21 protein-coding genes, 1 tRNA gene and 1 other RNA gene are annotated in these 25,170 nt (G+C 58.6%); 17 read left to right on the top strand and 6 right to left on the bottom strand.

The window, feature by feature from the left end:
- Positions 1-158 precede the first annotated feature (158 nt).
- The 3 genes from ffs to BM225_RS14860 form a co-directional block, all read right to left on the bottom strand.
- An RNA gene (ffs, locus tag BM225_RS14850) (signal recognition particle sRNA small type) lies at positions 159-255 on the bottom strand.
- Positions 256-300: 45 nt separating this feature from the next.
- A complete protein-coding gene (locus BM225_RS14855; RefSeq protein WP_072709804.1) occupies positions 301-945 on the bottom strand; it encodes an HAD family hydrolase in 645 nt (214 codons plus the stop codon).
- Between the two features lie 68 nt (positions 946-1,013).
- A complete protein-coding gene (locus BM225_RS14860) occupies positions 1,014-2,924 on the bottom strand; it encodes a bifunctional 2',3'-cyclic-nucleotide 2'-phosphodiesterase/3'-nucleotidase (protein WP_420809856.1) in 1,911 nt (636 codons plus the stop codon).
- Positions 2,925-3,133: 209 nt separating this feature from the next.
- Between BM225_RS14860 and nudC the strand changes: the two genes are divergently transcribed.
- Positions 3,134-4,102: an NAD(+) diphosphatase gene (nudC, locus tag BM225_RS14865; protein ID WP_072709808.1), complete on the top strand. Its 969-nt coding sequence runs from the start codon at positions 3,134-3,136 to the stop codon at positions 4,100-4,102.
- 43 nt (positions 4,103-4,145) lie between these two features.
- The gene (locus BM225_RS14870; protein WP_072709810.1) at positions 4,146-4,607 is read left to right on the top strand and encodes an SRPBCC family protein; all 462 of its coding nucleotides are present in this window, start codon (positions 4,146-4,148) and stop codon (positions 4,605-4,607) included.
- A 16-nt stretch (positions 4,608-4,623) separates the two neighbouring features.
- Here BM225_RS14870 and BM225_RS14875 read toward each other — a convergent pair whose 3' ends face one another.
- Complete coding sequence (locus tag BM225_RS14875) at positions 4,624-5,460, bottom strand: prephenate dehydratase (protein ID WP_072709812.1); 837 nt, start codon at positions 5,458-5,460, stop codon at positions 4,624-4,626.
- A gap of 113 nt (positions 5,461-5,573) precedes the next feature.
- Between BM225_RS14875 and BM225_RS14880 the strand changes: the two genes are divergently transcribed.
- The 5 genes from BM225_RS14880 to BM225_RS14900 all read left to right on the top strand — a co-directional run bounded on the left by BM225_RS14880 (position 5,574) and on the right by BM225_RS14900 (position 12,060).
- A complete protein-coding gene (locus BM225_RS14880) occupies positions 5,574-6,089 on the top strand; it encodes a c-type cytochrome (protein WP_072709814.1) in 516 nt (171 codons plus the stop codon).
- Positions 6,090-6,260: 171 nt separating this feature from the next.
- Positions 6,261-8,186 carry an extracellular solute-binding protein gene (locus tag BM225_RS14885; RefSeq protein WP_092464825.1) on the top strand — a complete coding sequence of 642 codons (1,926 nt, stop codon included), beginning with the start codon at positions 6,261-6,263 and terminating at the stop codon, positions 8,184-8,186.
- Between the two features lie 24 nt (positions 8,187-8,210).
- Positions 8,211-9,362: a microcin C ABC transporter permease YejB gene (locus tag BM225_RS14890; RefSeq protein ID WP_092464826.1), complete on the top strand. Its 1,152-nt coding sequence runs from the start codon at positions 8,211-8,213 to the stop codon at positions 9,360-9,362.
- Positions 9,362-10,471, top strand: a complete 1,110-nt coding sequence (locus tag BM225_RS14895) for an ABC transporter permease (RefSeq protein WP_072709819.1) — start codon at positions 9,362-9,364, stop codon at positions 10,469-10,471. The genes BM225_RS14890 and BM225_RS14895 overlap by 1 nt, the downstream gene beginning before the upstream one ends.
- Complete coding sequence (locus tag BM225_RS14900; RefSeq protein ID WP_072709821.1) at positions 10,468-12,060, top strand: ABC transporter ATP-binding protein; 1,593 nt, start codon at positions 10,468-10,470, stop codon at positions 12,058-12,060. The genes BM225_RS14895 and BM225_RS14900 overlap by 4 nt, the downstream gene beginning before the upstream one ends.
- Positions 12,061-12,084: 24 nt before the next feature.
- Here BM225_RS14900 and BM225_RS14905 read toward each other — a convergent pair whose 3' ends face one another.
- Complete coding sequence (locus tag BM225_RS14905) at positions 12,085-13,500, bottom strand: FAD-binding oxidoreductase (RefSeq protein ID WP_072710000.1); 1,416 nt, start codon at positions 13,498-13,500, stop codon at positions 12,085-12,087.
- A gap of 72 nt (positions 13,501-13,572) precedes the next feature.
- Between BM225_RS14905 and BM225_RS14910 the strand changes: the two genes are divergently transcribed.
- Positions 13,573-13,649: transfer RNA gene (locus tag BM225_RS14910), tRNA-Met, on the top strand.
- A 60-nt stretch (positions 13,650-13,709) separates the two neighbouring features.
- Here BM225_RS14910 and BM225_RS14915 read toward each other — a convergent pair.
- Positions 13,710-14,474: a DeoR/GlpR family DNA-binding transcription regulator gene (locus tag BM225_RS14915; RefSeq protein ID WP_072709823.1), complete on the bottom strand. Its 765-nt coding sequence runs from the start codon at positions 14,472-14,474 to the stop codon at positions 13,710-13,712.
- Positions 14,475-14,743: 269 nt separating this feature from the next.
- Here BM225_RS14915 and glpD point away from each other — a divergent pair, with 269 nt between their 5' ends.
- The 9 genes from glpD to BM225_RS14960 all read left to right on the top strand — a co-directional run bounded on the left by glpD (position 14,744) and on the right by BM225_RS14960 (position 25,112).
- Positions 14,744-16,348: a glycerol-3-phosphate dehydrogenase gene (gene glpD, locus BM225_RS14920; RefSeq protein WP_072709825.1), complete on the top strand. Its 1,605-nt coding sequence runs from the start codon at positions 14,744-14,746 to the stop codon at positions 16,346-16,348.
- Positions 16,349-16,376: 28 nt separating this feature from the next.
- Positions 16,377-17,465: an ABC transporter ATP-binding protein gene (locus tag BM225_RS14925; protein ID WP_072709837.1), complete on the top strand. Its 1,089-nt coding sequence runs from the start codon at positions 16,377-16,379 to the stop codon at positions 17,463-17,465.
- An 11-nt stretch (positions 17,466-17,476) separates the two neighbouring features.
- Positions 17,477-18,553, top strand: coding sequence for an ABC transporter ATP-binding protein (locus BM225_RS14930; protein WP_072709839.1), 1,077 nt, complete (start codon positions 17,477-17,479; stop codon positions 18,551-18,553).
- Positions 18,553-19,422 (top strand): carbohydrate ABC transporter permease, encoded by an 870-nt coding sequence (locus BM225_RS14935; protein ID WP_072709841.1) that lies wholly within the window; start codon positions 18,553-18,555, stop codon positions 19,420-19,422. The genes BM225_RS14930 and BM225_RS14935 overlap by 1 nt, the downstream gene beginning before the upstream one ends.
- Positions 19,423-19,425: 3 nt before the next feature.
- Positions 19,426-20,277 carry a carbohydrate ABC transporter permease gene (locus tag BM225_RS14940; protein WP_072709843.1) on the top strand — a complete coding sequence of 284 codons (852 nt, stop codon included), beginning with the start codon at positions 19,426-19,428 and terminating at the stop codon, positions 20,275-20,277.
- A gap of 24 nt (positions 20,278-20,301) precedes the next feature.
- Positions 20,302-20,574, top strand: a complete 273-nt coding sequence (locus tag BM225_RS14945; RefSeq protein ID WP_072709845.1) for a DUF2160 domain-containing protein — start codon at positions 20,302-20,304, stop codon at positions 20,572-20,574.
- A gap of 68 nt (positions 20,575-20,642) precedes the next feature.
- Positions 20,643-22,367, top strand: a complete 1,725-nt coding sequence (locus BM225_RS14950; protein ID WP_072709847.1) for an ABC transporter substrate-binding protein — start codon at positions 20,643-20,645, stop codon at positions 22,365-22,367.
- Positions 22,368-22,479: 112 nt separating this feature from the next.
- Positions 22,480-23,967, top strand: coding sequence for a glycerol kinase GlpK (gene glpK / locus BM225_RS14955; protein WP_072709849.1), 1,488 nt, complete (start codon positions 22,480-22,482; stop codon positions 23,965-23,967).
- The gene (locus tag BM225_RS14960) at positions 23,967-25,112 is read left to right on the top strand and encodes an iron-containing alcohol dehydrogenase (protein ID WP_072709851.1); all 1,146 of its coding nucleotides are present in this window, start codon (positions 23,967-23,969) and stop codon (positions 25,110-25,112) included. The genes glpK and BM225_RS14960 overlap by 1 nt, the downstream gene beginning before the upstream one ends.
- Positions 25,113-25,170: the final 58 nt, after the last annotated feature.

Consider the following 25,170-nt stretch of genomic DNA (forward strand, 5'->3'; position numbering starts at 1 on the left):
CAATTCTTCCGTGGCAAACCTAAGGCTCACCCTGTCAAAGGTCCAGCGCCGCTGCTTTCACTTTGGCAAAAATACTCTGGGGGAGACGCGCACCAGCGCGGCGGGGGCAAAGCCCCCACTGGCGTGGGTTCCACGAAATCAAGATGTCGGGGAATAAAGGTGAGAGGTTGAACAGCGACCCAAGCGGGGCTCGTTGCGGCTGCTTCCTTCCGGACCTGACCGGGTTGGCGAGGCGCTCGCCCGCGCCAACCTCTCAAGGCGTCATTTAGGGCGTTCGAAAACAGAATGCAAGGGGGCGGATTATCCGATGATCCCCGCCCATTTCAGTCCCGCCATCAGGTCGTCGGCTACGAAATGTGCAAATCGGCGCGACGATGGGATGACGTCCGGCACTTGAACCACCGTCAAACCTGCGGCGAACGCCGCTTGCGCACCGGTCTCTGAATCTTCGAATGCAAGCGCACGGCCGGGCGCAACTCCCAGCTGTTGCGCGGCCAGCAAATAGGGCTCGGGCGCGGGCTTTGCGTTTTCCACGTGGGCGACGGTCACAACCACATCGAAATGGGAGTGCAGTCCGGTCGCGGTCATCTTGAGTTCCGCCTCACCTTGCTGGGACGAGGTGCAGATCGCTTTGGGCAGGCCCGCCGCATCGACCGCCGCGAGCGCGTCCAAGAGGCCCGGCTTATGAGGGATGCCGTCTGTCGCATACAGCTCTCCGACAATCTCGGCCCAGCGTCGTTCGATCTGCGCCATATCCACATCGTCATATCGCGCGCGAATGATGGCGCCACCGGTTTGCTTGTCGCGGCCGACAAGTTGGTGGAACAGGTCTTCTTCCAGATCAATGCCTTGCTCGGCAAAGGCCCGACGTCCAGCTTGCCAGCCCAGAGCCTCTGTGTCGATCAGCGTCCCGTCCAGATCAAAAATAACCGCGTCAAACTTCATCGCGCTCTCCTGACAACCGAAAGGGCGACCCGCGAAGGCCGCCCCTCATTCGGGTTATCGCTATCAGCTTAGAGAACGATGCGGAAGAGCGCGAAGCCTTCGTCGCCTTCGCCCGCCTCAGTGATGTCCAAGGCTGCGATGTCCGCTAGATGTGCTTTGGCTTTGGGGCCGGTTTCGAACAGCACAGTCGTGTCGGGCACCGGTGCAAATGACCAGTTGTTGTCAGCAGTTGGATTGATCGTACCCTGATCGACGATATAGCGGACAAGGATATCGCGGTTGGTGTCCGGCCCTTCGAAGATGATCGTATTGCCCTTGGCTCCGGGGAAGTCACCACCGCCGCTGGCGCGGTAGTTGTTTGTCGCGACGATAAATTCCTGATCAGGATCAACAGGTGCGCCGTCGTATGAGAGGTTCACTATACGGTTCGCTTCTGGGTTCAGGTCTTCGCCCTTGGGTCCGAACTTCGAGGGCTGGGTTAGGTCGATCTGATAGGTTACCCCGTCAATGACGTCGAAGTTGTAGCTGGGGAAGTCGGGGTTCAGCAGGGTCTGGTCCTGTTCACCTGCGGTGATCTGGTTGAACATACCGGCAGAGCGTTCCAACCAGTCTTTTAGCTGCGCACCAGTAATTTTCACCGCCCGAATCGTGTTGGGGTAGAGATACAGGTCCGCGACGTTCTTGATCGCCACATCGCCGACTGGCACGTCGGTGTAGTAGTCAGGGCCGCCGCGGCCCCCCGCCTTGAACGGCGCGGCCGCAGAGAGCAATGGCAGCCCCGCGTACTCGGTGTCTGCGAGCATCTGTTCAATGTACCACATCTGCGCATTCGACACGATTTGGACGGACGGATCGTCGGCAACCAAAGCGAAATAGCTGTAGAGCGGCGCGCTGGTCTTGCCCACGGCGCGGCGCACATAGTCCAGCGTTTCGTTATGCTCCTGTCGGACAGATGCGAGCACGGCGTCGTCGCTTTCGACCAGCGGGGTGATGCTGCGGTCGTCGCCGCGTTCATAGATTGGGCGCACGGTGGCTGAGTGGGTTACGACGCGCCATTCGCCGCCTTCGCGTTCCAGCATCAAGTCTATCAGGCCCATGTGGCTGCCCCAGAACCCGCCCATGACGGCGGGCTTGCCGTGGATTGTGCCAGCCTCGGCGTCCACACCAGCATATTCTGCGTAGGTCGGGCTGGGGAATACGAGGTGGCTGTGGCCGGTCATCAGAGCGTCAATGCCATCGATTTCGGCCAGCGGGACCGAGGCGTTCTCCATCCCGTCAGTTCGCTGGGCTGATCCGATGCCCGAGTGGGACAGGGCGATCACAATATCCGCGCCTTGTTCTTTCATCTCGGGGACGTAGGCTTCTGCTGTTTCCAGAATGTCGCGAGCTTCGACATTGCCGACCAGATGCTTCGAATCCCAGTTCATGATCTGCGGCGGGACAAACCCGATCAGGCCGATCTTGATCTTGTGCGACTCGCCCGCTCCGTCGGTGATCGTCCGGTCCAGCAGCACATACGGCTTCACCAGTGCTTCGTCCTGAGTCGGGGAGGCACCTAATTTCGTCGCCACATTGGCCGAGACGACAGGAAAACTGGCGCCAGCCAGTGATTTCATCAGGAAGTTAAGGCCATAATTGAATTCGTGGTTACCCAAGGTCGAAGCATCGAAGCCCAGCGTGTTCATCGCTGTGATGACGGGGTGCATGTCCCCATCTTTCATGCCCCGTTCGTAGGCGATGTAATCGCCCATAGGGTTGCCTTGTAGAAAATCCCCGTTGTCAACGAGCAAGCTGTTCGTCGCCTCGGAACGGATGTCTTTTATGTAAGAGGCCGTGCGGGCGAGGCCGACCGTATCAATGGGTCTGTCCGCGTAGTAATCATAGGGAAACACATGCACGTGCAGATCCGTTGTCTCCATGATCCGTAGGTGCGCCTGATTGGTAGCGGCGCGTGCGGAAAAGGGGTGTAGAACGATCATCGTTCCGCCCGCTGCAGTACTTGCCAGAAAGTTGCGACGTGTAATTCTGTATTTGGAAACGACCATTTCATCATACTCCCATCCATTCCCGGTATTCAGGTAGAGTGCAACTATGACGCGTGCATGACGATAAGCATTTCTGCAGAGAGGCCGTTGCTGCGCGTGCATCCGCGTGGCATGAAGCTGGAAGATTAAGATAGGAACCGGCAATGCGCGACGCAGAGACAGTAACATTCGGAGGCTCTGATCTAGATCGCGCGGCCCATTTGCGTAGCGATGTCAGTGCTCTGGCAGAGTTGCGGCGGGACCCGACCGGGACGCACATCGTTTTGTGGCAAGGCAAGCCCTTGGTCGAGGGCGATGAAATGGACAGTCTGGTTCGCCTGTCGCACGATCACCCGATTTTAGCGGAATGCGACGCCGACGCCCTTTTTCTGGGCATGGAAAAGGGTGGGCCTGTGTTTGGTCACTGGCTCAAAGATTACTGGCCCGAGGGGCTGGATGGCTCTGAACTGGGTGGATTCGTCGACACCACACAACAAAGCCACCCAACGCTGCGCAGCGATCAGGTCTTTGCCGAGTTGAGAATGATTATGACCCGCTTGACCGCGCGGGACGCCGAATTGGCGGCGACCTTGCGGGCGATGGTCGAGTGGCACCGCCGTCACGGGTTCTGCGCCTGCTGCGGCGAAAAAAGCGAGGTTGGGCAGGGCGGTTGGCAGCGCAGCTGTGACGCCTGCAAGTCCCAGCATTTCCCGCGAACCGACCCTGTTGTGATCATGTTGATTACCCATGGCAATTCTGTGCTTCTGGGTCGATCGCCGGGCTGGCCCGAGGGGATGTATTCGCTGCTCGCAGGGTTTGTTGAGCCCGGCGAAACGCTCGAGGCCGCCGTCCGCCGCGAGGTGATGGAAGAGGCGGGCATTAAAGTCGGGCGCGTCGAATATCTGGCAAGTCAGCCTTGGGCCTTTCCTGCCAGCTTGATGACTGGGTTCCGCGGCGAAGCTCTGACCAAGGAGATCAAGCTTGATCCCGCAGAGCTGGAGGACGCGGTTTGGTTCACCCGCGAAGAGGTTGCCAAAGCCTTTGTCGGACAGCACCCGACGTTGAAGCCGGCGCGCAAGGGGGCGATTGCCCAGTTCCTGTTACAGAAGTGGCTTTCTGACCAGTTAGATTGAAAGATAGATTGAGTTTCTTTGAAATTACGGAATTGATGGAAGCATGAAGTTCAGCACACGAGAAGACATCGATCTGCCCCTCGACAAGGTATTCGAGGAGGTCAGCGACCTCGATCAATTCGAGCGTGCGGCCCTGCGCCGTGGGGTCAAGATTCGTCGTCTCGATAACCATGCTGATGCCCGTGCGGGTATGCAGTGGGAAATGGATTTTGTGCTGCGGGGCAAGGAGCGTCATCTGGACGCGCAGATGATCAGCTACGATCCCCCTAACGGCATGATGTTCGAAGGAAAATCTGGCGGCATGCTACACCATCTCACCGTGGACCTCACGCCCCTGTCAAAGAAGCGGACGCGGCTACAATTGGAGTTGGAACTCAAGCCGCGCAGTCTGCCAGCACGTTTGTTGATCCAGTCGTTCAAGCTGGGGAAGCAGAAGCTTAACAAGAGGTTCAAGCAGCGGGTGACTGACTTTGCTCGCGAGATGGAGAAATCGGCCGCGCGCTAAGGCGCGGCGTGCTCTCTTAGCCGTCGCGGCGCGGCGATGCGGGGTAGACCCCCAGAATTTTCAGATGATCGGTGAAGTAGCTCAGCTCTTCGAGCGCGAGACGTACGTTGTCGTCTTCGGGGTGACCCTCGATATCCGCATAGAACTGCGTCGCGGTGAAGTGGCCACCGACCATATAGCTCTCCAGCTTGGTCATGTTAACGCCATTGGTCGCGAATCCGCCCATCGCTTTGTATAGAGCGGCGGGGATGTTGCGAACGCGGAAAACAAAGGTGGTCATCATCTTCCCCGACCCGCGACGGGTCAGGTCAATCGCGGGCCGCATGAGCAGGAAGCGCGTGGTATTGGTGCCCTCGTCCTCAATGTCCTTGGCCAAAACATCCAGACCGTAGATCTCACCAGCAAGCTCGCTCGCCAGCGCTGCCTGTTCGGGGTCATTGCGCTCGGCGATCTCGCGGGCTGATCCCGCAGTGTCGGCGCCGGTGATACGCTGAATACCATGCTCTGTCAGAAATGACCGGCATTGCCCCAGCAGCATCGAGTGGGACATCGCGGATTTCACCTGCGACAACTGGGTGCCCTTGATTCCGAGCAAGGTGATTCGGACACGCACGAAGGCTTCGTCGACGATATGCAGGCCGGATTCGGGCAGAAGGTAGTGAATATCGGCGACTCGGCCGTAGGTCGAATTTTCGACGGGCAGCATGGCGAGGTCAGCTTCGCCCGATTTTACGGCAGTGATGGCATCTTCAAACGTTGCGCAGGGCATTACTTCATCATTTGGGCGCGCTTCACGGCATGCCTGATGCGAATAAGCGCCAAGTTCCCCCTGGAAAGCGATACGTTTTGCCATGTTTTTCGTCCATTTCTGCCAAATCGGGCGTTTGGTCGCGGTAACTACACCTTGCGTCCATTGGGGGGAAGCGCATATGAAGCCGCAACAGCTAACGAAGTGAGACGCGAGCCATGCTTGATACGATGACCTTCACCAAGGTTCTGGGCGGATTTTGTGGCGCCTTTCTGATTTTCCTTCTCGGCAAATGGGTTGCTGAAGAAGTTTACGCGATGGGCGGAGGCCACGGTGACGAGCACGCACAGGGCTATGTCATCGAAGTCGCGGATGCAGGCGGTGCAGCAGAGGAAGAAGAAGGCCCTGACTTTGCAACCCTGCTTGCCAGCGCAGACGCGGGCAAAGGCGAACGCGTTTTCAAGAAATGCGCAGCTTGCCACAAAGTTGACGGTTCGAACGCAACCGGTCCGCACCTTGACGGTGTTGTTGGCCGCGAGATCGACGCAGTGGCTGGTTTCAGCTACTCCGGCGCACTCGAAGCAGTTGGTGAGACTTGGACCGCCGAGAACCTGAACCACTTCCTCGAGAACCCCAAAGGTGCGGCACCCGGTACCGCGATGGGCTTTGCTGGTCTGAAGAAAGTTGAAGACCGCGCTGACCTGATTGCCTACCTGCAGAGCATCAGCGGTTAATCCTCCGCTAAGCGTATTGATTATTCGAAAGGGCCGTCCTCTGTGACGGCCTTTTTGCTTTTTAAGCTCCTGTTCACGCTTGCTCACACATCCTCGACTTGCACTTTTGTCGCTTCACGCTTTAGCGTTGCGAACTATATGATCGTAGTAGCGATATTTCAGGAGGTTTTCATGCGCCAACCCCTTCGCCCCCGTCAGGCCGCCGTCCGCAGCGCCGTGCGCCCTGACCCGCGTCCGATGATGCGTCAGATGCTTTGGGGAGGTTTGGTTGGTCTGGCCGTTCTGGCCGGAGCCTCGATGGCCAAAGCCCAAGAGGGCGAAGGCGAGATTATCTCGACATATGGCTATTCGTTTTTTGGCGAGCTGAATTACCCCGCAGACTTCCAGCATCTGGATTACGTGAACCCTGATGCGCCCCGTGGCGGCGAGATTGCCATTTCCGCAGACGGCACGTTTGACAGCATGAATCCCTATTCGCGCAAGGGGCGGGCGGCGTCGCTGTCGTCTATCCCCTTCGAATCGCTGTTGATCGGGGTGTCTGACGCAGAAGAGGTCTACTATGGCCTACTTGCTGAGAGCCTGGAGTATCCCGAAGACAAATCGTGGGTGATCTTCAATATGTGTCCCGAAGCGAAGTTTTCGGATGGCAGCCCCGTGACCGCTCATGACGTGGTGTTCAGCCACAACCTGATGATGGAGCAATCCCTGCAAAGTTACCGCGAAGCCGTGGGTAAGCGCGTGTTGGGGGCTGAAGTCATTGATGACTACACCGTGAAATTCACCTTTGCCCCAGACATCCCGCGCCGATCGCTGATTGATCAGGTTGGTGGTCAGCCGGTTTTTTCGAAAAAATGGTACGAGGAAACGGGCGCACGTTTGGATGAAAGCCGCATGGAAACCGGGCTTGGGTCTGGTCCCTACATGCTAGAAAGCTACGACATCAACCGCCGCGTCGTATACAAGCGCCGCGATGATTACTGGGGTGATCACCTGCCGATCAATCAGGGGCGCAACAACTTCGACCGAATCCGTGTCGAATATTTTGCCGACTCCAACGCCGCGATGGAGGGGTTCAAGGCAGGCGCTTACACCTTCCGCCAAGAGAACAGTTCGCGGTCTTGGGCCACGGCCTATGATTTTCCGAATCTGAATGATGGCTACGTCGTCAAAGAGGAGTTGCCCAACGGCAACGTGCCGGCAGCGGCTGGTTTCGTCTTTAATCTGGACAAAGAAAAGCTGCAGGACATCCGCGTCCGCGAGGCGATTGGGCTGGCCTACAATTTCGAATGGACCAACAAACAGGTGCAGTTTGGCCTATTCCAGCAGCGCACCTCGTTCTGGGAAAATAGCCCTGTTGCAGCCAAGGGTTTGCCCGAAGGCAACGAGCTCGCGTTGCTTGAAAAATACGCTGACGTTCTGCCCGAAGGTATCCAAACATCTGAGCCGGTCATGCCCCACACCTCGGGCGACAGCCAGCTGGATCGTCGCAACCTGCGCAAGGCGTCACGCTTGCTAGAAGATGCTGGATGGGTTGCTGGAGACGACGGGATGCGCCGCAAAGATGGTCAGGTCCTTAGCCTTGAGATCATTGAAGACAGCCCAACCTTTGACCGCATTGTGCTGCCCTTCATCGAAAATCTGAAAGCTCTAGGCATCGACGCCACCTACAACCGTATTGATCCGGCGCAGTTCACCAATCGCCGTCGCGATCGCGACTACGACATGATCTACACCGCTTATGGCATGTATGAGCATCCCTCGACCGGCCTGATGCAGCAGTTCGGCTCGGCTGATGCGGCTTACAGCCTGTTCAACCCCGCGGGCCTCGCCGATCCGGGTGTGGACGCACTGATCGACGAGATTGTTGCGGCCACCACGCTGGACGAGATTGAACCCGCCACCCGCGCGTTGGATCGTGTCTTCCGCGCGAAGCGGTTCCTGATCCCGACGTGGTACAACGATGTTTACTGGGTCGCGTATTACGACATGTATGGCCACCCAGATGAGTTGCCTCGTTTTGATCTGGGGTATCTGGATTTCTGGTGGTACGACGCTGAAAAAGCAGAAAAACTCAAAGACGCAGGCGTGCTGCGCTAAGGACGACGTTAGGGGACTTGCCGTATGGGCGCCTATATTCTGAGGCGATTGCTTCTCGTGATCCCGACACTCATCGGGATCATGATCATCAACTTCGCACTGGTGCAGTTCGTCCCGGGCGGTCCGGTTGAGCAGGCCATCGCGCGCTTCCAAGGCGAAGGCGACGTGTTCGAAGGCATCGCGGGCGGTGGCAACGATGCCAATGTCGGCGGTGATACCGATAGCGGCTATCTTGGCGCGCGCGGACTTCCGCCAGAGTTCATTGCCCGTCTTGAGGTTGAGTACGGATTTGCCCGCATCGTCTGTGAAGATGGCTTCGAAGGCACGCCCTCCACCGAGGCCGAGGAGTGCACCAAAGAGAATATCCCGATCATTGAGCGCTTTGGCATCATGATGTGGAATTACATGCACCTTGATTTCGGAGAGAGCTTTTTCCGAGACTCGCCCGTCTTTGCGATCGTGCTGGAGAAGATGCCGGTGTCGATCTCACTGGGGCTGTGGTCGACTTTGATCGCCTACATCGTGTCGATCCCGCTGGGTATCGCCAAGGCGGTGCGCGATGGCACCAGTTTCGACGTCTGGACCAGCAGCGCCATTATCGTGGGCTATGCGATCCCCGGTTTCTTGTTCGCGATCCTGCTGATCGTTTTGTTCGCGGGCGGCTCCTACTGGCAGATCTTCCCCTTGCGCGGCTTGACCAGCGACAATTGGGATAGCCTGAGTCTGGGGGGCAAGATCATCGACTACTTCTGGCACATCGCGCTACCAGTGCTGGCGAGCACGATTTCGGCCTTCGCAACGCTGACATTGCTGACCAAGAATAGCTTCCTCGACGAGATTAAAAAGCAGTACGTCATGACCGCCCGCGCCAAAGGCCTGTCAGAGAAGGCAGTGCTCTATGGTCACGTCTTCCGAAACGCGATGCTGATTGTGATCGCGGGCTTCCCCGCAGTGTTTATCGGCGTGTTCTTCGGCGGTAGCCTGATTATCGAAACGCTGTTTTCGCTGGATGGCTTGGGCCGTCTAGGCTTCGAAGCAGCGGTAGCGCGCGATTATCCGGTGATCTTCGGCACCCTTTTCGTGTTTGGCTTGATCGGTTTGGTCGTCGGCATCCTGTCGGACCTGATGTACGTGGTCGTGGACCCACGGATTGACTTCGAACGGAGGGAAGGCTGATGGCTCTATCTCCTCTGAACCAGCGCCGTTGGCGGAACTTCCGTGCGAACGGGCGCGCGTTCTGGTCGCTAATTCTGTTCTGCGTTCTGTTCGGGCTGTCGCTCTTTGCCGAGTTTCTGGCGAACGACAAACCGATCCTCGTGAGCTACCGCGGTGAATTCTACACGCCGGTCTTTAACTTCTACCCAGAAACAGCCTTTGGTGGCGACTTCAAAACCGAAGCCATCTACCGCGATGTCGAGGTAAAGTGCCTGATCGCGACGGGCGGGTCCGAGTTCTGCTGGGATGACCCCGAAGGCTACATGGAAGAGGCGCGGACAAACGGCACCGTTGAAGGCGAACCCGTCGAGACCGGCTGGATGCTCTGGCCGCCAATCCCTTACAACTACGACACGCCGAATGACATTGGACGCGCGGCCCCGAGCCCGCCCGATAGTGATCACTGGCTTGGAACCGATGACACCACGCGCGATGTGCTGGCGCGTGTGATCTATGGCTTCCGTCTGTCGATTATCTTTACCCTGATCGTAACCACGTGTGCGTCGATCATCGGGATCATCGCGGGGGCGCTTCAGGGCTTCTTTGGCGGTTGGCTTGACCTGATCTTCCAGCGTGTGATCGAAATTTGGGGTGCGACCCCGTCTTTGTACATCATCATCATCATGTTCGCGATCTTGGGGCGCAGTTTCTGGCTCCTTGTGTTGCTTACCGTGCTGTTCAGTTGGACCTCGCTTGTGGGCGTGGTTCGGGCCGAATTCCTGCGGGCGCGCAATCTGGAATATGTCCGTGCGGCCAAGGCGCTGGGGGTCAGCAACTGGACCATCATGTTCCGCCACATGCTTCCGAACGCGATGGTCGCGACGTTGACCATGATGCCCTTCATTATTACTGGCACAATCAGCACACTGGCGGGGCTGGATTTTCTGGGCTTTGGTCTGCCGTCGTCCGCGCCGTCGTTGGGCGAGCTGACGTTGCAAGCCAAGCAGAACCTTCACGCGCCTTGGTTGGGCTTCACCGCCTTCTTCACCTTTGCGATCATGCTGTCGCTGCTGGTCTTTATCTTCGAAGGCATACGCGATGCCTTTGACCCGAGGAAAACCTTCAAATGACGAATGTTCTCGAGGTCGATAACCTCAAAGTAAGCTTCCGGCAGGACGGTCAATCAGTTCAGGCAGTCAAAGGTGTGTCCTTTGCAGTGTCCAAGGGTGAGACTGTCGCGCTGGTGGGCGAGTCCGGTTCTGGCAAGTCAGTGACCGCGCTGTCGACGGTGCAGCTGCTTGGGGATGCGGCAGAGGTTTCGGGTGCAGTCCGGTATCAGGGGCAGGACATGGTCACGGCGTCGGATGCGCAATTGCGCAAAGTCCGCGGCAACGACATCAGTTTTATCTTCCAAGAGCCGATGACCTCTTTGAACCCGCTGCACACGCTGGAAAAACAGCTTGGGGAGAGTCTGGCCCTGCACCAAGGGATTGCAGGCAATCAGGCGCGGGATCGGATCATTGACCTGCTGGACCGCGTGGGCATTCGTGACCCTGAAAAGCGGCTCGGCTCTTATCCGCACCAGCTCTCGGGGGGGCAGCGGCAGCGTGTTATGATCGCGATGGCCCTGGCCAACAAACCGGAGCTGCTGATCGCAGACGAGCCGACCACTGCGCTTGACGTCACCATTCAGGCGCAAATTTTGGAACTTCTGGCAGAGTTGAAGCGAGCAGAAGGCCTGAGCCTGCTGTTCATCACCCACGATCTGGGTATCGTGCGCCGGATTGCCGATCGCGTCTGCGTAATGAAGGATGGGCAAATCGTGGAAACTGGACCCACAGCCGAGATTTTCGCCAATCCGCAACACCCCTACACCCAAAAGCTTCTGGCGGCAGAGCCTACCGGCACAGCCTTGCCCCTAGCGCCCGATGCGCCCGAGGTTTTGCGGACCGAAGGGCTCAGAGTTTGGTTTCCGATCCAGCAGGGGTTGTTGAAGCGCACCGTCGGCCACGTGAAGGCTGTCAATGATGCCACCCTGTCCCTGCATGCCGGAGAGACCTTGGGCATTGTGGGCGAGTCCGGGTCGGGCAAAACCACGGCCGCACTGGCGATCATGCGCCTGATCGAAAGCCAAGGCGGGATCTGGCTACATGGCCAAGATGTGCGAAAGTACAAAACCAAAGAGTTGCGCAAACTGCGCCGTGACATGCAGATCGTGTTTCAGGATCCGTATGGTAGCCTCAGCCCGCGGATGACCTGCGAGCAGGTGATCAGCGAAGGGCTTGGTGTGCACGGAGTTGATCCGGGCAAGAACCCGCGTGATCTGGTGGCAGAGATGATGTCTGAGGTCGGGCTGAACCCTGACTTCATGCATCGCTATCCACACGAGTTCTCGGGCGGCCAGCGTCAGCGGATTGCGATAGCTCGGGCTATGATTCTGCGGCCCAAGCTACTGGTACTGGACGAGCCGACGTCTGCCTTGGACATGACGGTGCAGGTGCAGATCGTCGATATCCTGCGGAACCTGCAGCAGAAATATGGGCTGGCCTATCTGTTTATCAGTCACGATCTACGGGTTGTGCGCGCGCTGTCGCACAAAGTGATGGTCATGCGGAATGGTGATGTGATCGAGGCAGGTGCTGCCGAAGACGTTTTCACCAACCCGCAGACCCCTTATACGCGCGATCTGCTGGCGGCGGCGTTTTCCGAAGTTGTTTGAAGCTGTCAGCTAGGCCAGTCTCCCTTAGCTTTCCAGCGGTGGGATCACTTTGCCCGCGTTCAGGATGCCTGTCGGATCAATTGCATTCTTGATGGCCTGCATGGTGGCCAAGGCTGCGGCGGGCTTGTGGCGTGCCATGCTGTTCAGTTTTGACAGGCCTACACCGTGTTCTGCCGAGAACGAGCCACCAAGGTCACGGACCTCTGCTTCGACCATAGCCATGATTGCGTCCTTCAAATCGGGCGACGTCGGACGCACGGTGTAATGGATGTTCCCGTCCCCCAAGTGCGCGACCGTCATGTCCGTCGCGCCAGCGTCGACCTTTGGCAGGGCCACGGCCATGCGATCGAAAAACGTGGGGATCTCGTCGAGGGGTAAAGCAATGTCGTTGATGATCGCAGCGCGCGGCCCATGGAGCGAAAGTTCGGCGGCGCTTTCGCGGATTTTCCAGAAGGCGGCACGTTGCGTGTCGTTCGACGCGATCACGGCGTCAGTGACGAGCCCATCCTCCATCAGTGCGGCGAGGCTGGCTTCGAACGTGTCTTGTAGAATTGGAACGCCCTCAGGGCTGAGCGCTGCATCGCGCGGCGCGGTGGAGGCAAGTTCGACCAGAATGTTCACCGGGTAAGGCGCCTCAAAGGGCGCACGTTCGGTTGGGTGCAGGTCGCTATAGGCCGCCATGTAGTTTGCGGGCATAAACTCGAACGCCTCTACTGCGTCCGAACTCGCCTCTTGCAGTTGGTTCAGGGTGGTTAAGGCGTCGGCTAGCGAAGCGCAGGCCAGAAACCCGGTCGTTCGGATGCGCGGCGTTGGGTAGAGCTTTAGCGTGGCGGCAGTGATGATCCCAAGTGTGCCTTCGGCCCCGATGAGCAGATGTTTCAGCGCGTAGCCTGTGTTGTCTTTGTGCAGCGCGGACATCAGATCCAGAACGGTGCCGTCGGGCAGGACAGCCTCTATCCCAAGACAGAGGTCCCGCGTGTTCCCGTATTTCAGGACATTCGAGCCGCCCGCGTTTGTGGAGAGGATCCCGCCAATGGTCGCTGATCCTTGGGCGCCAAAGGTCATGGGGAACTGCAGGCCCTGTTCAGCCGCAGCTTCGCGAAGAGTGTGCAAGATGGTGCCGGCCTGCGCCACTGCCACCCGGGTCACAGGGTCGATCTTGTGGATATGAGCCATGCGGTCGACCGAGAGGACCAGTGCATCCGGCGCGTGTGTGCCGCCGACCAAACCGCTCAGACCGCCTGCGGGAACCACGGGGACGCCATGGGCGTGCGCGAGCTGCATGATCCGCGACACTTCTTCTGTCGAGCTGGGTCGGATCACAGCCATGGGCTCGCCTGTCCACGCGCCTGTCCAGTCCTTGACCCATGGTGCGCAATCCGCGCCGGTCAAAAGGGGAGTCTGCGGCAGGGCTTCGGCAAGGCTGGCGAGAAAATTCATTAAAAATTCCATTTCAGGGCTTTTGGCGCTTGACGGTCCTTTACCGTGGCCTTAAGTCAGCGTCCACCAGATGGCGGAGTAGCTCAGTTGGTTAGAGCAGCGGAATCATAATCCGCGTGTCGGGGGTTCAAGTCCCTCCTCCGCTACCAGGTTTCCCAGTCAGTTTTGATAAAAGAAACATTTGGTTCTGCCTGATGGCAGCGCGCCGTTTATGGCTGCGCAATGACCACTTCAGTTCCCCAACGTTCGCATTTCTGTTGGAGATCTCGGGGCAGGGGGCGGTCAGTGAAGAATGCATCCAGATCAGCGAGCGATCCGATTCTGGCAGGGGCGTTCCGCTGGAATTTAGAGCCATCCGAAACGAGGAACGTTTTGCGTGACTGCCGCAGGATGGCCTGACTTACCCCAACCTCTTGGACGTCGAAATCCAGAATGTCCCCATCTTCGTCAAGCGCAGAGCAGCCTATCACCGCCAGATCGAATTTGAACTGGGCAATGGCCTGCACTGTCAGATTCCCTATCAAGCCTCCATCAGATCGCCGCAGGGTGCCGCCTGCCACAATCACCTGACAATCCGAGTTTTGCCCCAAGATATGTGCGACGTTCAGATTGTTCGTCACCACCATCATGTCGCGGTGACGCAGGAGTTCAGAGGCCACGGCCTCCGTGCTGGTGCCGATGTTCAGGAAAATCGAGGCATTCTCTGGAATTCGCGCGGCGCAAGCTTGGGCAATCGCAATTTTAGCGTCGGACTGCAGCAGACGACGTTCTTCGTATTCGATGTTCGTGGTGCCAGAGGGCAGGATGGCCCCGCCATGCACACGTTCCAGATGGCCGCCGTCGGCAAGATCGGTCAGATCGCGGCGGATTGTTTGCAGTGTCACGCCGAAATGGGCGGCCAATCCCTCGACGGTGACTTTGCCCTCGCGGCGGGCAATCTCCAGAATCTCTGGATGACGTAGTGTCTGGGACATGGCTCTCCTCCAAGCGTCGCTCGATTATGCGCGTTTTTGTTCGTTATTCAAGAATCAGCGAACGAATCACTCTCGAATCGCAAATATGAGCGGTTTTTGGCGCAATAATCTTGCGCTGCACTGCGGAAATTAGATCATGTCATACAGATTTCACAATACTTTTCAGTCGGATACCTGAAAGCGAACGTAAACGAATATTTTGGGTTTCCTTTTTCTGCGTTCAGGCGTAGCTTTTCCTTCGAACCGAAGCGCGGTTGAGGGAGGACCCTGTGTCGGCATCTGGCGAAACGCAGCAGATTTATGACCTGTTCATCATCGGCGGGGGCATCAATGGGTGCGGCATTGCGCGCGACGCGTCAGGCCGTGGTCTGAGTGTCGCCTTGGCCGAGATGAATGATTTGGCCTCTGCAACATCTTCATCTTCGACAAAGCTGTTTCACGGTGGCCTGCGCTATCTGGAATATTTCGAGATTCGTCTGGTGCGCGAAGCGCTGATCGAACGCGAAGTGTTGCTCAAGGCGATGCCGCATATCAGCTGGCCCATGCGTTTTGTGCTGCCCTACCACAAAGACATGCGTTTCGAGAATTCGACTCCGACCTCGCGCATTCTGAATACTGTGATGCCATGGATGAAGGGGCGCCGCCCCGCGTGGCTGATCCGTCTGGGCCTGTTCATGTACGACAATCTGGGTGGGCGCGAAATTTTGCCCGGCACATCGACTGTCGACCTGACCCAAGGCCCCGAAGGCGCACCGCTGCAGGAGCGCTTTGAAAAGGCCTATGAGTATTCCGATTGCTGGGTCGAAGACTCCCGTCTGGTTGTCCTGAACGCGCGTGACGCCGAGGCGCGCGGCGCCGAGATCATGACCCGTACCAAAGTCATGTCCTGCGTGCGTGTCGATGACATGTGGGAAGTGATCGTGCAGGACACGAACACAGGGGTTCAGCGCCGTTTCCGCGCCAAGATGCTGGTGAATGCGGGCGGCCCTTGGGTCGGCGATATCATTCACGGCAAGATACGCTCGAACAGCACCGAAGGCGTTCGTCTGGTCCGTGGCAGCCACATCGTGACCCGCAAGCTCTACGATCACGACAAGTGCTATTTCTTCCAAGGGACCGATGGCCGGATCATTTTCGCCATCCCCTACGAGCAGGACTTTACCCTGATCGGAACCACAGACGCCGAACATACCGATCCTTCGATCAAGCCCGAATGCACCGATGAAGAGCGCGATTACCTGCTGTCCTTTGCCTCGGACTATTTCAAGCAGCCGGTGACCCGCGACGATATCGTCTGGAGCTATTCTGGCGTGCGTCCGCTTTATGATGACGGTGCAAGCAGTGCGACGGCTGCGACCCGCGACTACACGCTGAAGGTTGATGCCGTTGGCGGTGCGCCCGTACTGAACGTCTTTGGCGGCAAGATCACAACCTATCGCCGACTGGCCGAGAGCGCGCTGGAGCATATCCAAGAATATTTCCCACAAGCGCCAGGCACTTGGACCGCCGGTGTTGCCTTGCCGGGGGGTAACTTTGCGGTTAGCGACACCGAAAAGCTGATCGCTGATCTGCAACAGAAATATCCGTTCCTGACGCCCTTTTGGGCACGTCGCCTGATCCGTGCGTATGGGGCCGAGGCCTCGGAAGTGCTGGGAGACGTTCGGGAAGCGGAGCAACTTGGGCGTGACTTCGGGGCAACCTTGACCGAGGCTGAGGTCCGCTGGCTGATGGAACGCGAATACGCGCAAACAGCCGAAGACGTCGTGTGGCGGCGTAGCAAATTGGGTCTGCGTTTGACGGCTGAACAGGTCGCGGCGCTGGACCAGTGGATGAGTGACGCTCGGAGCATCGGGGCCGCGCAAGCGGCGCAATGATGCGATCGAACGACTGGGAGGAGGAACAATGACTCTCGCTCTTGAGCGGGTCACAAAGGTCGTGAGCGGCCAGACCCATATTTATGAGACCGATCTGGTCTTGCAGCCTGGCACAATGAATGTGCTGCTTGGACCGACCTTGTCGGGCAAGACGTCTCTGATGCGCTTGATGGCGGGTCTGGATGTTCCGACATCGGGCCGGATCATGTGGAACGGTCAGGACGTGACTGGAATGCGTGTTCAGGACCGTCAGGTCGCGATGGTCTACCAGCAGTTCATCAACTACCCCTCGATGACCGTCTACGACAACATCGCCTCTCCGCTAAAGCTGATGGGCAAGACCTCGGCCGAGATCGACGCCGCGGTGAACCAAGCCGCCGACCTGATGAAGCTGACCCCCATGCTTCAGCGCAAGCCGCTGGAACTGTCGGGCGGTCAGCAGCAGCGCTGCGCACTGGCGCGGGCTCTGGTCAAAAACGCGGGTCTGGTGCTGTTGGATGAACCTCTGGCAAACCTAGACTACAAACTGCGCGAAGAGCTTCGGATCGAGATTCCCAAGATTTTCGAAGAGTCGGGCAGCATTTTCGTCTACGCGACCACCGAACCCGAAGAAGCCCTGCTGCTCGGGGGCAACTGCGCCACCCTGTGGGAAGGCCGCGTGACCCAGTTCGGCCTGACCCCCTCGGTCTATCGTCAGCCCGTGGATGCGACAACCGCGCGTGTGTTCAGTGATCCGCCCATGAACTTCTTGCAGATCAGCAAAACTGGTCACGTTCTGATGTTCGGCAAGGGCCAGAAAACCCCTGCGACCGGCGCTTTGGCGAACCTGCCTGATGGTCGTTACATCGCGGGTTTCCGTCCCAACCACGTCGAGATCGGTAAGCACACCGCAGATGCGATGAAGTTTACCACGAACCTCGTTGTGACAGAGCTGACCGGCTCGGAAACCTTTGTTCACCTTGATCACCACGGCGAGCGCTGGGTCGGTCTGGTGCATGGGGTGCACAATCTGACGCTTGGCGCGCCGCTCGATGTCTATCTGGACCCGAGCCACGTCTACATCTTTGGCGAGGACGGCAAGCTGGTTGCCCCTGCCGCCTACGCAGCCGCCGCTTAAGGGAGAGGACCATGGCCAAGATTACCCTTGATAACCTCGCCCATTCGTACCTGCCGAACCCCACGTCCGAGGATGATTTCGCGCTGAAGCAGCTGGATCACGACTGGGTCGATGGCGAAGCCTATGCTCTGCTGGGTTCGTCCGGTTGCGGCAAGTCTACGCTCTTGAACATCATCTCGGGTCTGCTGACGCCCTCGCAGGGACGCATCCTGTTCGATGGTCAGGACGTAACGCACGCCCCCACCGCCGAGCGCAACATCGCGCAGGTGTTCCAGTTCCCCGTGGTCTACGACACCATGACCGTCCGCGAAAACCTGGCGTTTCCGCTGAAAAACCGTGGTGCGGACCCCAAATACGTCGCCGAGCGAGTCCAACAGATCGGCAACATGATCGGCATGGAAGCGGAACTCGACCGTAAGGCACGTGGCCTGACTGCGGATGCCAAGCAGAAGATCAGCCTTGGTCGCGGGATGGTCCGCGAGGACGTGAACGCGCTGCTCTTTGACGAGCCGCTGACCGTGATCGACCCCCACATGAAGTGGGAGCTGCGCACCCAGCTGAAAAAGCTGCACCATGAATTCGGTCACACGATGATCTACGTGACCCATGACCAGACCGAGGCGCTGACCTTTGCGGATAAGGTTGTGGTGATGTACGACGGCCGCGTCGTCCAGATCGGCACCCCAGAAGAGCTGTTCGAAACACCCGAGCATACATTTGTTGGGTACTTCATCGGCTCGCCCGGCATGAATGTAATCCCCGCCAAAGTGGACGGTGACCGCGCTTATGTGAACGGTAGCTATGTCCAGCTGGGTCGTGGTTACGCGCCGATGGACGGCAAGGTCGAGATCGGTGTGCGTCCCGAGTTCGCGACCCTGTCCGAGACAGAGGGTCTGCCGGTGAAAATCCGCCGCGTCGAAGATGTGGGCCGTCACAAAATTATTCGCGCCGAGTTCTTTGGCAGCGACATCAACATTATCGCGAACGAGGGCACCCCGATCAGCGCGGACATGAACCGCGTCAGCTTCGACCCCGCCCACGTCAACGTCTACGCCAACGACTGGCGCGTTAAGGGGGAGGTCGCCTGATGGAAAAGACAGTCAACCAAAAGGCATGGTTTCTGGTCCTGCCTGTTCTGATCCTTGTGGCGTTTTCGGCGGTGATCCCGCTGATGACCGTAGTGAACTACGCGTTTCAGGACACTTTCGGGAACAACCAGTTCTTCTGGGCCGGTCTCGATTGGTTCGATGAACTGCTACACTCGGACCGGATGTGGGACGCGCTGGGTCGTCAGATCGTGTTCTCTGCGATCATTCTGGCGATCGAGATCCCGCTGGGCATCTTCGTCGCGCTGAACATGCCGAAAAAAGGCTTCTGGGCCAGCTTCTGTCTGGTTCTGATGTCCCTGCCTCTGCTGATCCCTTGGAACGTGGTGGGCACCATCTGGCAGATCTTTGGCCGCGTGGACATTGGCCTTCTGGGCTACACGCTGGATAAATTGGGCATCAGCTACAACTACACTCAGGACTTCTACGCCGCGTGGATCACTGTGATCGTGATGGACGTATGGCACTGGACCTCGTTGGTGGCGCTGCTCGCCTATGCCGGTCTGCAGTCGATCCCCGACGCCTATTATCAGGCAGCCAAGATCGACCAAGCCAGCCGCTGGAAAGTCTTCCGCTACATCGAACTGCCCAAGATGATGGGTGTTCTGATGATCGCGATCCTGCTGCGCTTTATGGACAGCTTCATGATCTACACCGAGCCGTTCGTTGTCACCGGCGGTGGCCCCGGCAACGCAACCACCTTCTTGTCGATCGACCTCGTGAAGATGGCGCTTGGGCAATTCGATCTGGGACCGGCAGCAGCCTTCTCTCTGATGTACTTCCTAGTGATCCTCTTGATTTCGTGGGTGTTCTACACCGTCATGACCAACCTTGATAAGCGGGAGAGCTGATCCATGGCCGATATGACCGTCAATCAATCCGCTGCCCGCAGCAAGCCCGCGGTAAAAGTGAATACCCGCGCCATCGTCATGGGCCTATACCTGTTGTTCCTACTGCTGCCGATCTATTGGCTGCTGAACATGAGCCTGAAAACCAATGCGGAAATCCTTGGTGATTTCTCGCTTTGGCCCCGCGATCTGACATTTCAGAACTATGCGACGATCCTGACCGATCCCAGTTGGTACATGGGGTACGTGAACTCGCTGATCTACGTTGTGATGAACACCTTCATCAGCATCGTGGTGGCATTGCCCGCAGCCTATGCGTTCAGCCGCTACAGCTTCATGGGTGACAAGCATCTGTTCTTTTGGCTGCTGACCAACCGCATGGCACCGCCCGCCGTGTTCGCGCTGCCCTTCTTCCAGCTCTATAGCTCGGTCGGGCTCTTCGATACGCACATCGCGGTTGCCCTTGCGCACTGCTTGTTCAACGTGCCGCTCGCCGTTTGGATTTTGGAAGGCTTCATGCGCGGCGTTCCCAAAGAGATCGACGAAACCGCCTATATCGACGGCTACAGCTTTGGACGGTTCTTCATCAAGATCTTCATGCCTCTGATTGCCAGCGGCGTGGGTGTGGCAGCATTCTTCTGCTTCATGTTCTCTTGGGTGGAATTGCTACTTTCCCGCACCCTGACCTCGGTCGAGGCCAAGCCGATCGCCGCCACAATGACCCGTACGGTTTCGGCCTCTGGCATGGACTGGGGCGTGTTGGCTGCCGCGGGTGTCCTGACTATCGTGCCTGGTGCGCTCGTGATCTACTTTGTCCGCAACTACATCGCCAAGGGCTTTGCCCTGGGTCGTGTGTAACCCCGAAGAATAGGAGATCGATCAATGGCTTGGATGGCATGGACTTGGCCGACTGCAATCTTCTTTGGTGTGATTGCGATGCTGCTGCTCACCTTTACGGTGCTGGCTATCAAATTCCCCGAGACGCCCCGCACGGGCGTCCTGCGGATCGAAACGACGCGCGGTGATCGTCTGTTCATCACGCTTCTGGGCTCTGCTTTCATCAACCTCGCATGGCTGGGGTTGGTGGGGGACAACCAGCCCTACGCTCTGGGGGTTTGCCTTGTTTACGCTCTGGCGGTGTTCCGCTGGGTCTAAAGGCTGACCTCTGCCGGCGGCAACGACCGCCGGCCAATATGTGAACGGTTCAATATAGGGAGGAAACTATGAACCCGTTTTTCAAATCAACTACGGCACTGGGCATCGCGCTGACCCTGCTGTCCGGCCCCGCGTTCGCGGATATGGAGGCTGCCAAGCAGTTCCTCGACGAGGAAATCGGTGAGCTGTCCGCGCTGAGCCGGGCCGAGCAGGAAGCCGAAATGCAGTGGTTCGTGGATGCCGCGCAGCCGTTTGCGGGCATGGAAATCAAGGTGGTTTCTGAAACCATCACCACCCACGAATACGAATCCAAAGTGCTGGCGCCTGCCTTCACCGCGATCACCGGCATCCAGGTCACCCACGACCTGATCGGCGAAGGCGACGTGGTCGAAAAGCTGCAGACACAGATGCAGTCGGGCCAGAACATCTACGACGGCTATATCAACGACTCCGACCTGATCGGCACCCACTGGCGCTACCAGCAGGCCCGCAACCTGACCGACTGGATGGCAGGCGAAGGCGCTGACGTCACCAACCCGAACCTCGACATCGACGATTTTGTCGGCGTCTCGTTCACCACCGGCCCCGATGGCAAGCTGTATCAGCTGCCCGACCAGCAGTTCGCGAACCTCTATTGGTTCCGCTACGACTGGTTCAACGATCCCAAGACCCAAGAGGACTTCAAAGCCAAGTACGGCTACGATCTAGGTGTTCCGGTCAACTGGTCGGCCTATGAGGACATCGCAGAGTTCTTTACCGGTCGTGATATGTCCTATGCGGGCGGTCCGTCCGAAGGCGTCTATGGCAACATGGACTACGGCAAGAAAGACCCGAGCCTTGGCTGGCGTTACACCGACGCGTGGCTGTCCATGGCTGGTGCCGGCGACAAGGGTGAGCCCAACGGTCTGCCTGTCGACGAATGGGGTATTCGCGTCAACGAAAACAGCCAGCCTGTCGGTTCGTGCGTGGCCCGTGGCGGCGCAACCAACGGCCCCGCAGCGGTTTACGCGATCTCCAAGTCGATCGAGTGGCTGGAAAAGTACACACCCCCCGCAGCAGCCGGTATGACCTTCTCCGAAGCAGGTCCGGTGCCCGCACAGGGTAGCATCGCGCAGCAGATGTTCTGGTACACCGCCTTCACCGCCGACATGGTCAAAGAAGGCCTGCCGGTCATGAACGAAGACGGAACCCCCAAGTGGCGCATGGCTCCCAGCCCGCACGGCGCTTACTGGGAAGAAGGCACCAAGATTGGCTATCAGGACGCCGGTTCGTGGACGCTGATGGAGTCGACCCCCGTCGATAACGCCAAAGCGGCTTGGCTCTACGCGCAGTTCGTCACCTCCAAGACTGTGGACGTGAAGAAATCGCACGTGGGTCTGACCTTTATCCGCGAGTCCACCATCCAGCACGACTCGTTCACCGAACGCGCACCGCAACTGGGTGGTCTGGTCGAATTCTATCGTTCGCCCGCCCGCGTTCAGTGGTCGCCGACCGGCACCAACGTGCCTGACTACCCCAAGCTGGCTCAGCTGTGGTGGCAGAACATCGGCGACGCAATGTCGGGTGCCAAGACTCCGCAAGAGGCAATGGACTCGCTCTGTGCCGATCAGGAAAAGGTTCTGGAGCGTCTTGAGCGCGCAGGCGTTCAGGGTGACGTCGGTCCCAAGCTGAACGAGGAGCAGGACCCCGAGTACTGGCTGTCGCAGCCCGGCTCGCCCAAGGCCAAGCTCGACAACGAGCGCGAAGAGCCCCAGACCGTGTCCTATGACGAGCTGATCGCCAGCTGGAAGTAAGCGGTTTTGAAACAGGGGCGGGGCCAGTTATGGCCTCGCCCTTTGTTGTTTGCATATTCCCGTTAAATTAGAAAAAGTTCCCACGTTGCACCGAGGCAGAGGAGGCCCCCTGATGACGTATATTCTGGCAATCGATCAGGGCACCACATCCAGCCGCGCGATCCTGTTTGACAGCGAGATGAAGCTGCGCGCGACCGCTCAGGAGGAGTTCACGCAGCATTTCCCAAAGTCGGGCTGGGTCGAGCATGATCCGGCGGATATCTGGTCCACCACCGCTGGCACGGCCCGCGAAGTGATCGAACGTTGCGGCATCAGTGCCAACGACATTGCCGCGATTGGCATCACCAACCAGCGCGAAACCACGCTGGTCTGGGAGAAAGATACCGGCAAGCCGATCTACAACGCGATTGTCTGGCAGGATCGCCGCACGTCAGACTATTGCAAAGAGCTGAAGGCCGCTGGCCACGAAGAGATGTTCACCGACCGCACCGGCCTGCTGCTGGACCCCTATTTCTCGGGGACCAAGCTGAAGTGGATCTTGGATCACGTGGACGGTGCCCGCGAACGCGCCCGCAATGGCGATCTTCTGTTCGGGACTGTCGATACGTTCCTCATCTGGAAGATGACGGGCGGGAAATCCCATGTGACCGACGCCACGAACGCCGCGCGCACGCTGCTCTATGATATCCGCAAAGGGCGCTGGTCGCAGACGATCTGCGATCTGCTAGACATCCCGATGGAGATGCTGCCGACCGTTCAGGATTGCGCCAGCGAGTTCGGCGTGACGCGCGCGGATCTCTTCAGCAAAGAGATCCCGATCCTTGGCGTCGCGGGCGACCAACAGGCCGCGACCGTGGGGCAGGCGTGTTTTCAGCCCGGGATGCTGAAGTCGACCTATGGTACGGGCTGCTTTGCTTTGCTGAACACGGGCGACACGCCGGTGCGGTCAAACAACCGCCTGCTGACGACCATCGCCTACCAGCTGGATGGCAAGCCGACCTATGCGCTCGAAGGCTCGATCTTTATCGCAGGCGCAGTGGTTCAGTGGTTGCGGGACGGTCTGCAGATCATTCGCAGCGCATCAGAAACCTTGCCGCTCGCAAAGCAAGCGGATGGCGGTCAGGACCTGATCCTCGTTCCCGCGTTCACCGGCCTGGGTGCGCCCTATTGGGACGCCGAATGTCGTGGAGCGGTCTATGGCCTGACCCGTAACTCTGGCCCTGCCGAGTTCGCCAAAGCCGCGCTAGAGAGTGTCGGCTACCAAACCCGTGACCTGCTTGAGGCGATGACCGCCGATTGGCAGAACGAGGGAGGCGAAGCGACCCTGCGCGTGGATGGCGGGATGAGCGCCAACGACTGGGCCATGCAGTTTCTGTCAGATATAATCGGTGCCCCTGTGGACCGCCCGACTGTGCTGGAAACCACCGCGCTGGGGGCCGCTTGGCTCGCTGGCATGAAGGCTGGCGTCTACCCGCTCATGGAAGAGTTTGCCAAGACTTGGGCGATTGAACAGCACTTCGACCCCGCAATGGACGACGAAACCCGCGCGACCAAGTACGACGCATGGAAGCGCGCTGTTCAGGCCACGATGAGCGTCTGATGCAGTTCGCTCTGGCCGCTCCCGCCCGCATCGAATTTGGCCGTGGCAAGTCTGGCATGGTCGCTCCTGCGGTGACCGCACTCGGCCTGCGCGTGCTCTTGGTACGGGGCCGGTCGGTCGCGTGGGCGGACACGCTAGAGCGCGACCTGAAGTCCGGCGGCGCGGCGGTCACGGTGGTCTATGGTTCTGGCGAGCCGGACTTGCCGTTACTACTTGATTTGGTCGAAGAGGCCAGAGAAGCGCAGATCGACGTGGTTGTCGGAGTGGGTGGCGGATCGGTTATCGACTTGGCCAAGGCTTTGACCGCGCTGGTACCCGCCCCCGCAGGGCCGATGCGCTATCTCGAGGTGGTAGGCGAAGGCAAACCCCTAGAGGCGGCACCTCTGCCGTTCGTGGCTGTCCCCACCACATCAGGCACAGGCGCAGAGGTCACCAAGAATGCTGTGATCGGCATTCCCGAAGCGTCCCGCAAAGTCAGCCTGCGCGACGATCGCATGCTCGCGGATCTGGCGGTGATCGACCCTGCTTTGACGGATGCTTGCCCGACCTCGGTCACTTTGGCCTCGGGGTTGGACGCGATCGTACAGGTCATCGAACCCTACCTGTCGTCCCGCGCGACAGTGCTGACCGATGCCTTGTGCCGCGACGCAATCCCGATGGGGCTTTCCGCTCTTGTCCGGCTGATGAAGGCCGAGGATGCCGAGGCGCGCGAGGCAATGGCCTTGACCAGTGTTTATGGTGGCCTGGCGCTCGCGAATGCGGGCCTTGGGGCGGTGCACGGCGTAGCGGGTGTGCTTGGGGGAACGACGGGTATCGCGCACGGCGTTTTGTGCGGGCGTTTCTTGTGCCCGGTGCTTCGGGACCACGAAGCCGCGCCCGATTTGCCAGAGGATACGCGGGTGAGGCTGCAACGCGTCAAGGAATGGATCGCGACAGCGCTAGGGACCGACCCTGAGCAAGCAATTGATGCGCTAGATCGTTGGATAGACAGCGCTGGCCTACCGAAATTGAGCGCTCTTGTAGATACTTTGATTGATGCTGAAAGGATCGCCGAAGCTTCCGCGATGTCGTCGTCAATGAAGGGGAATCCCGTGACGATCCCGCAGGACCGCTTGACCAAAATGATCGCCAAGACATTTATGTAGCGGCTTCGCGCAATATCAAAATTGCGCAAATGTAATACCTTTCCTCTAATCTAAGGAT

It is taken from the genome of Donghicola eburneus (genome assembly GCF_900115865.1).
In the GTDB taxonomy this organism is placed as follows: Bacteria; Pseudomonadota; Alphaproteobacteria; order Rhodobacterales; family Rhodobacteraceae; genus Donghicola; species Donghicola eburneus.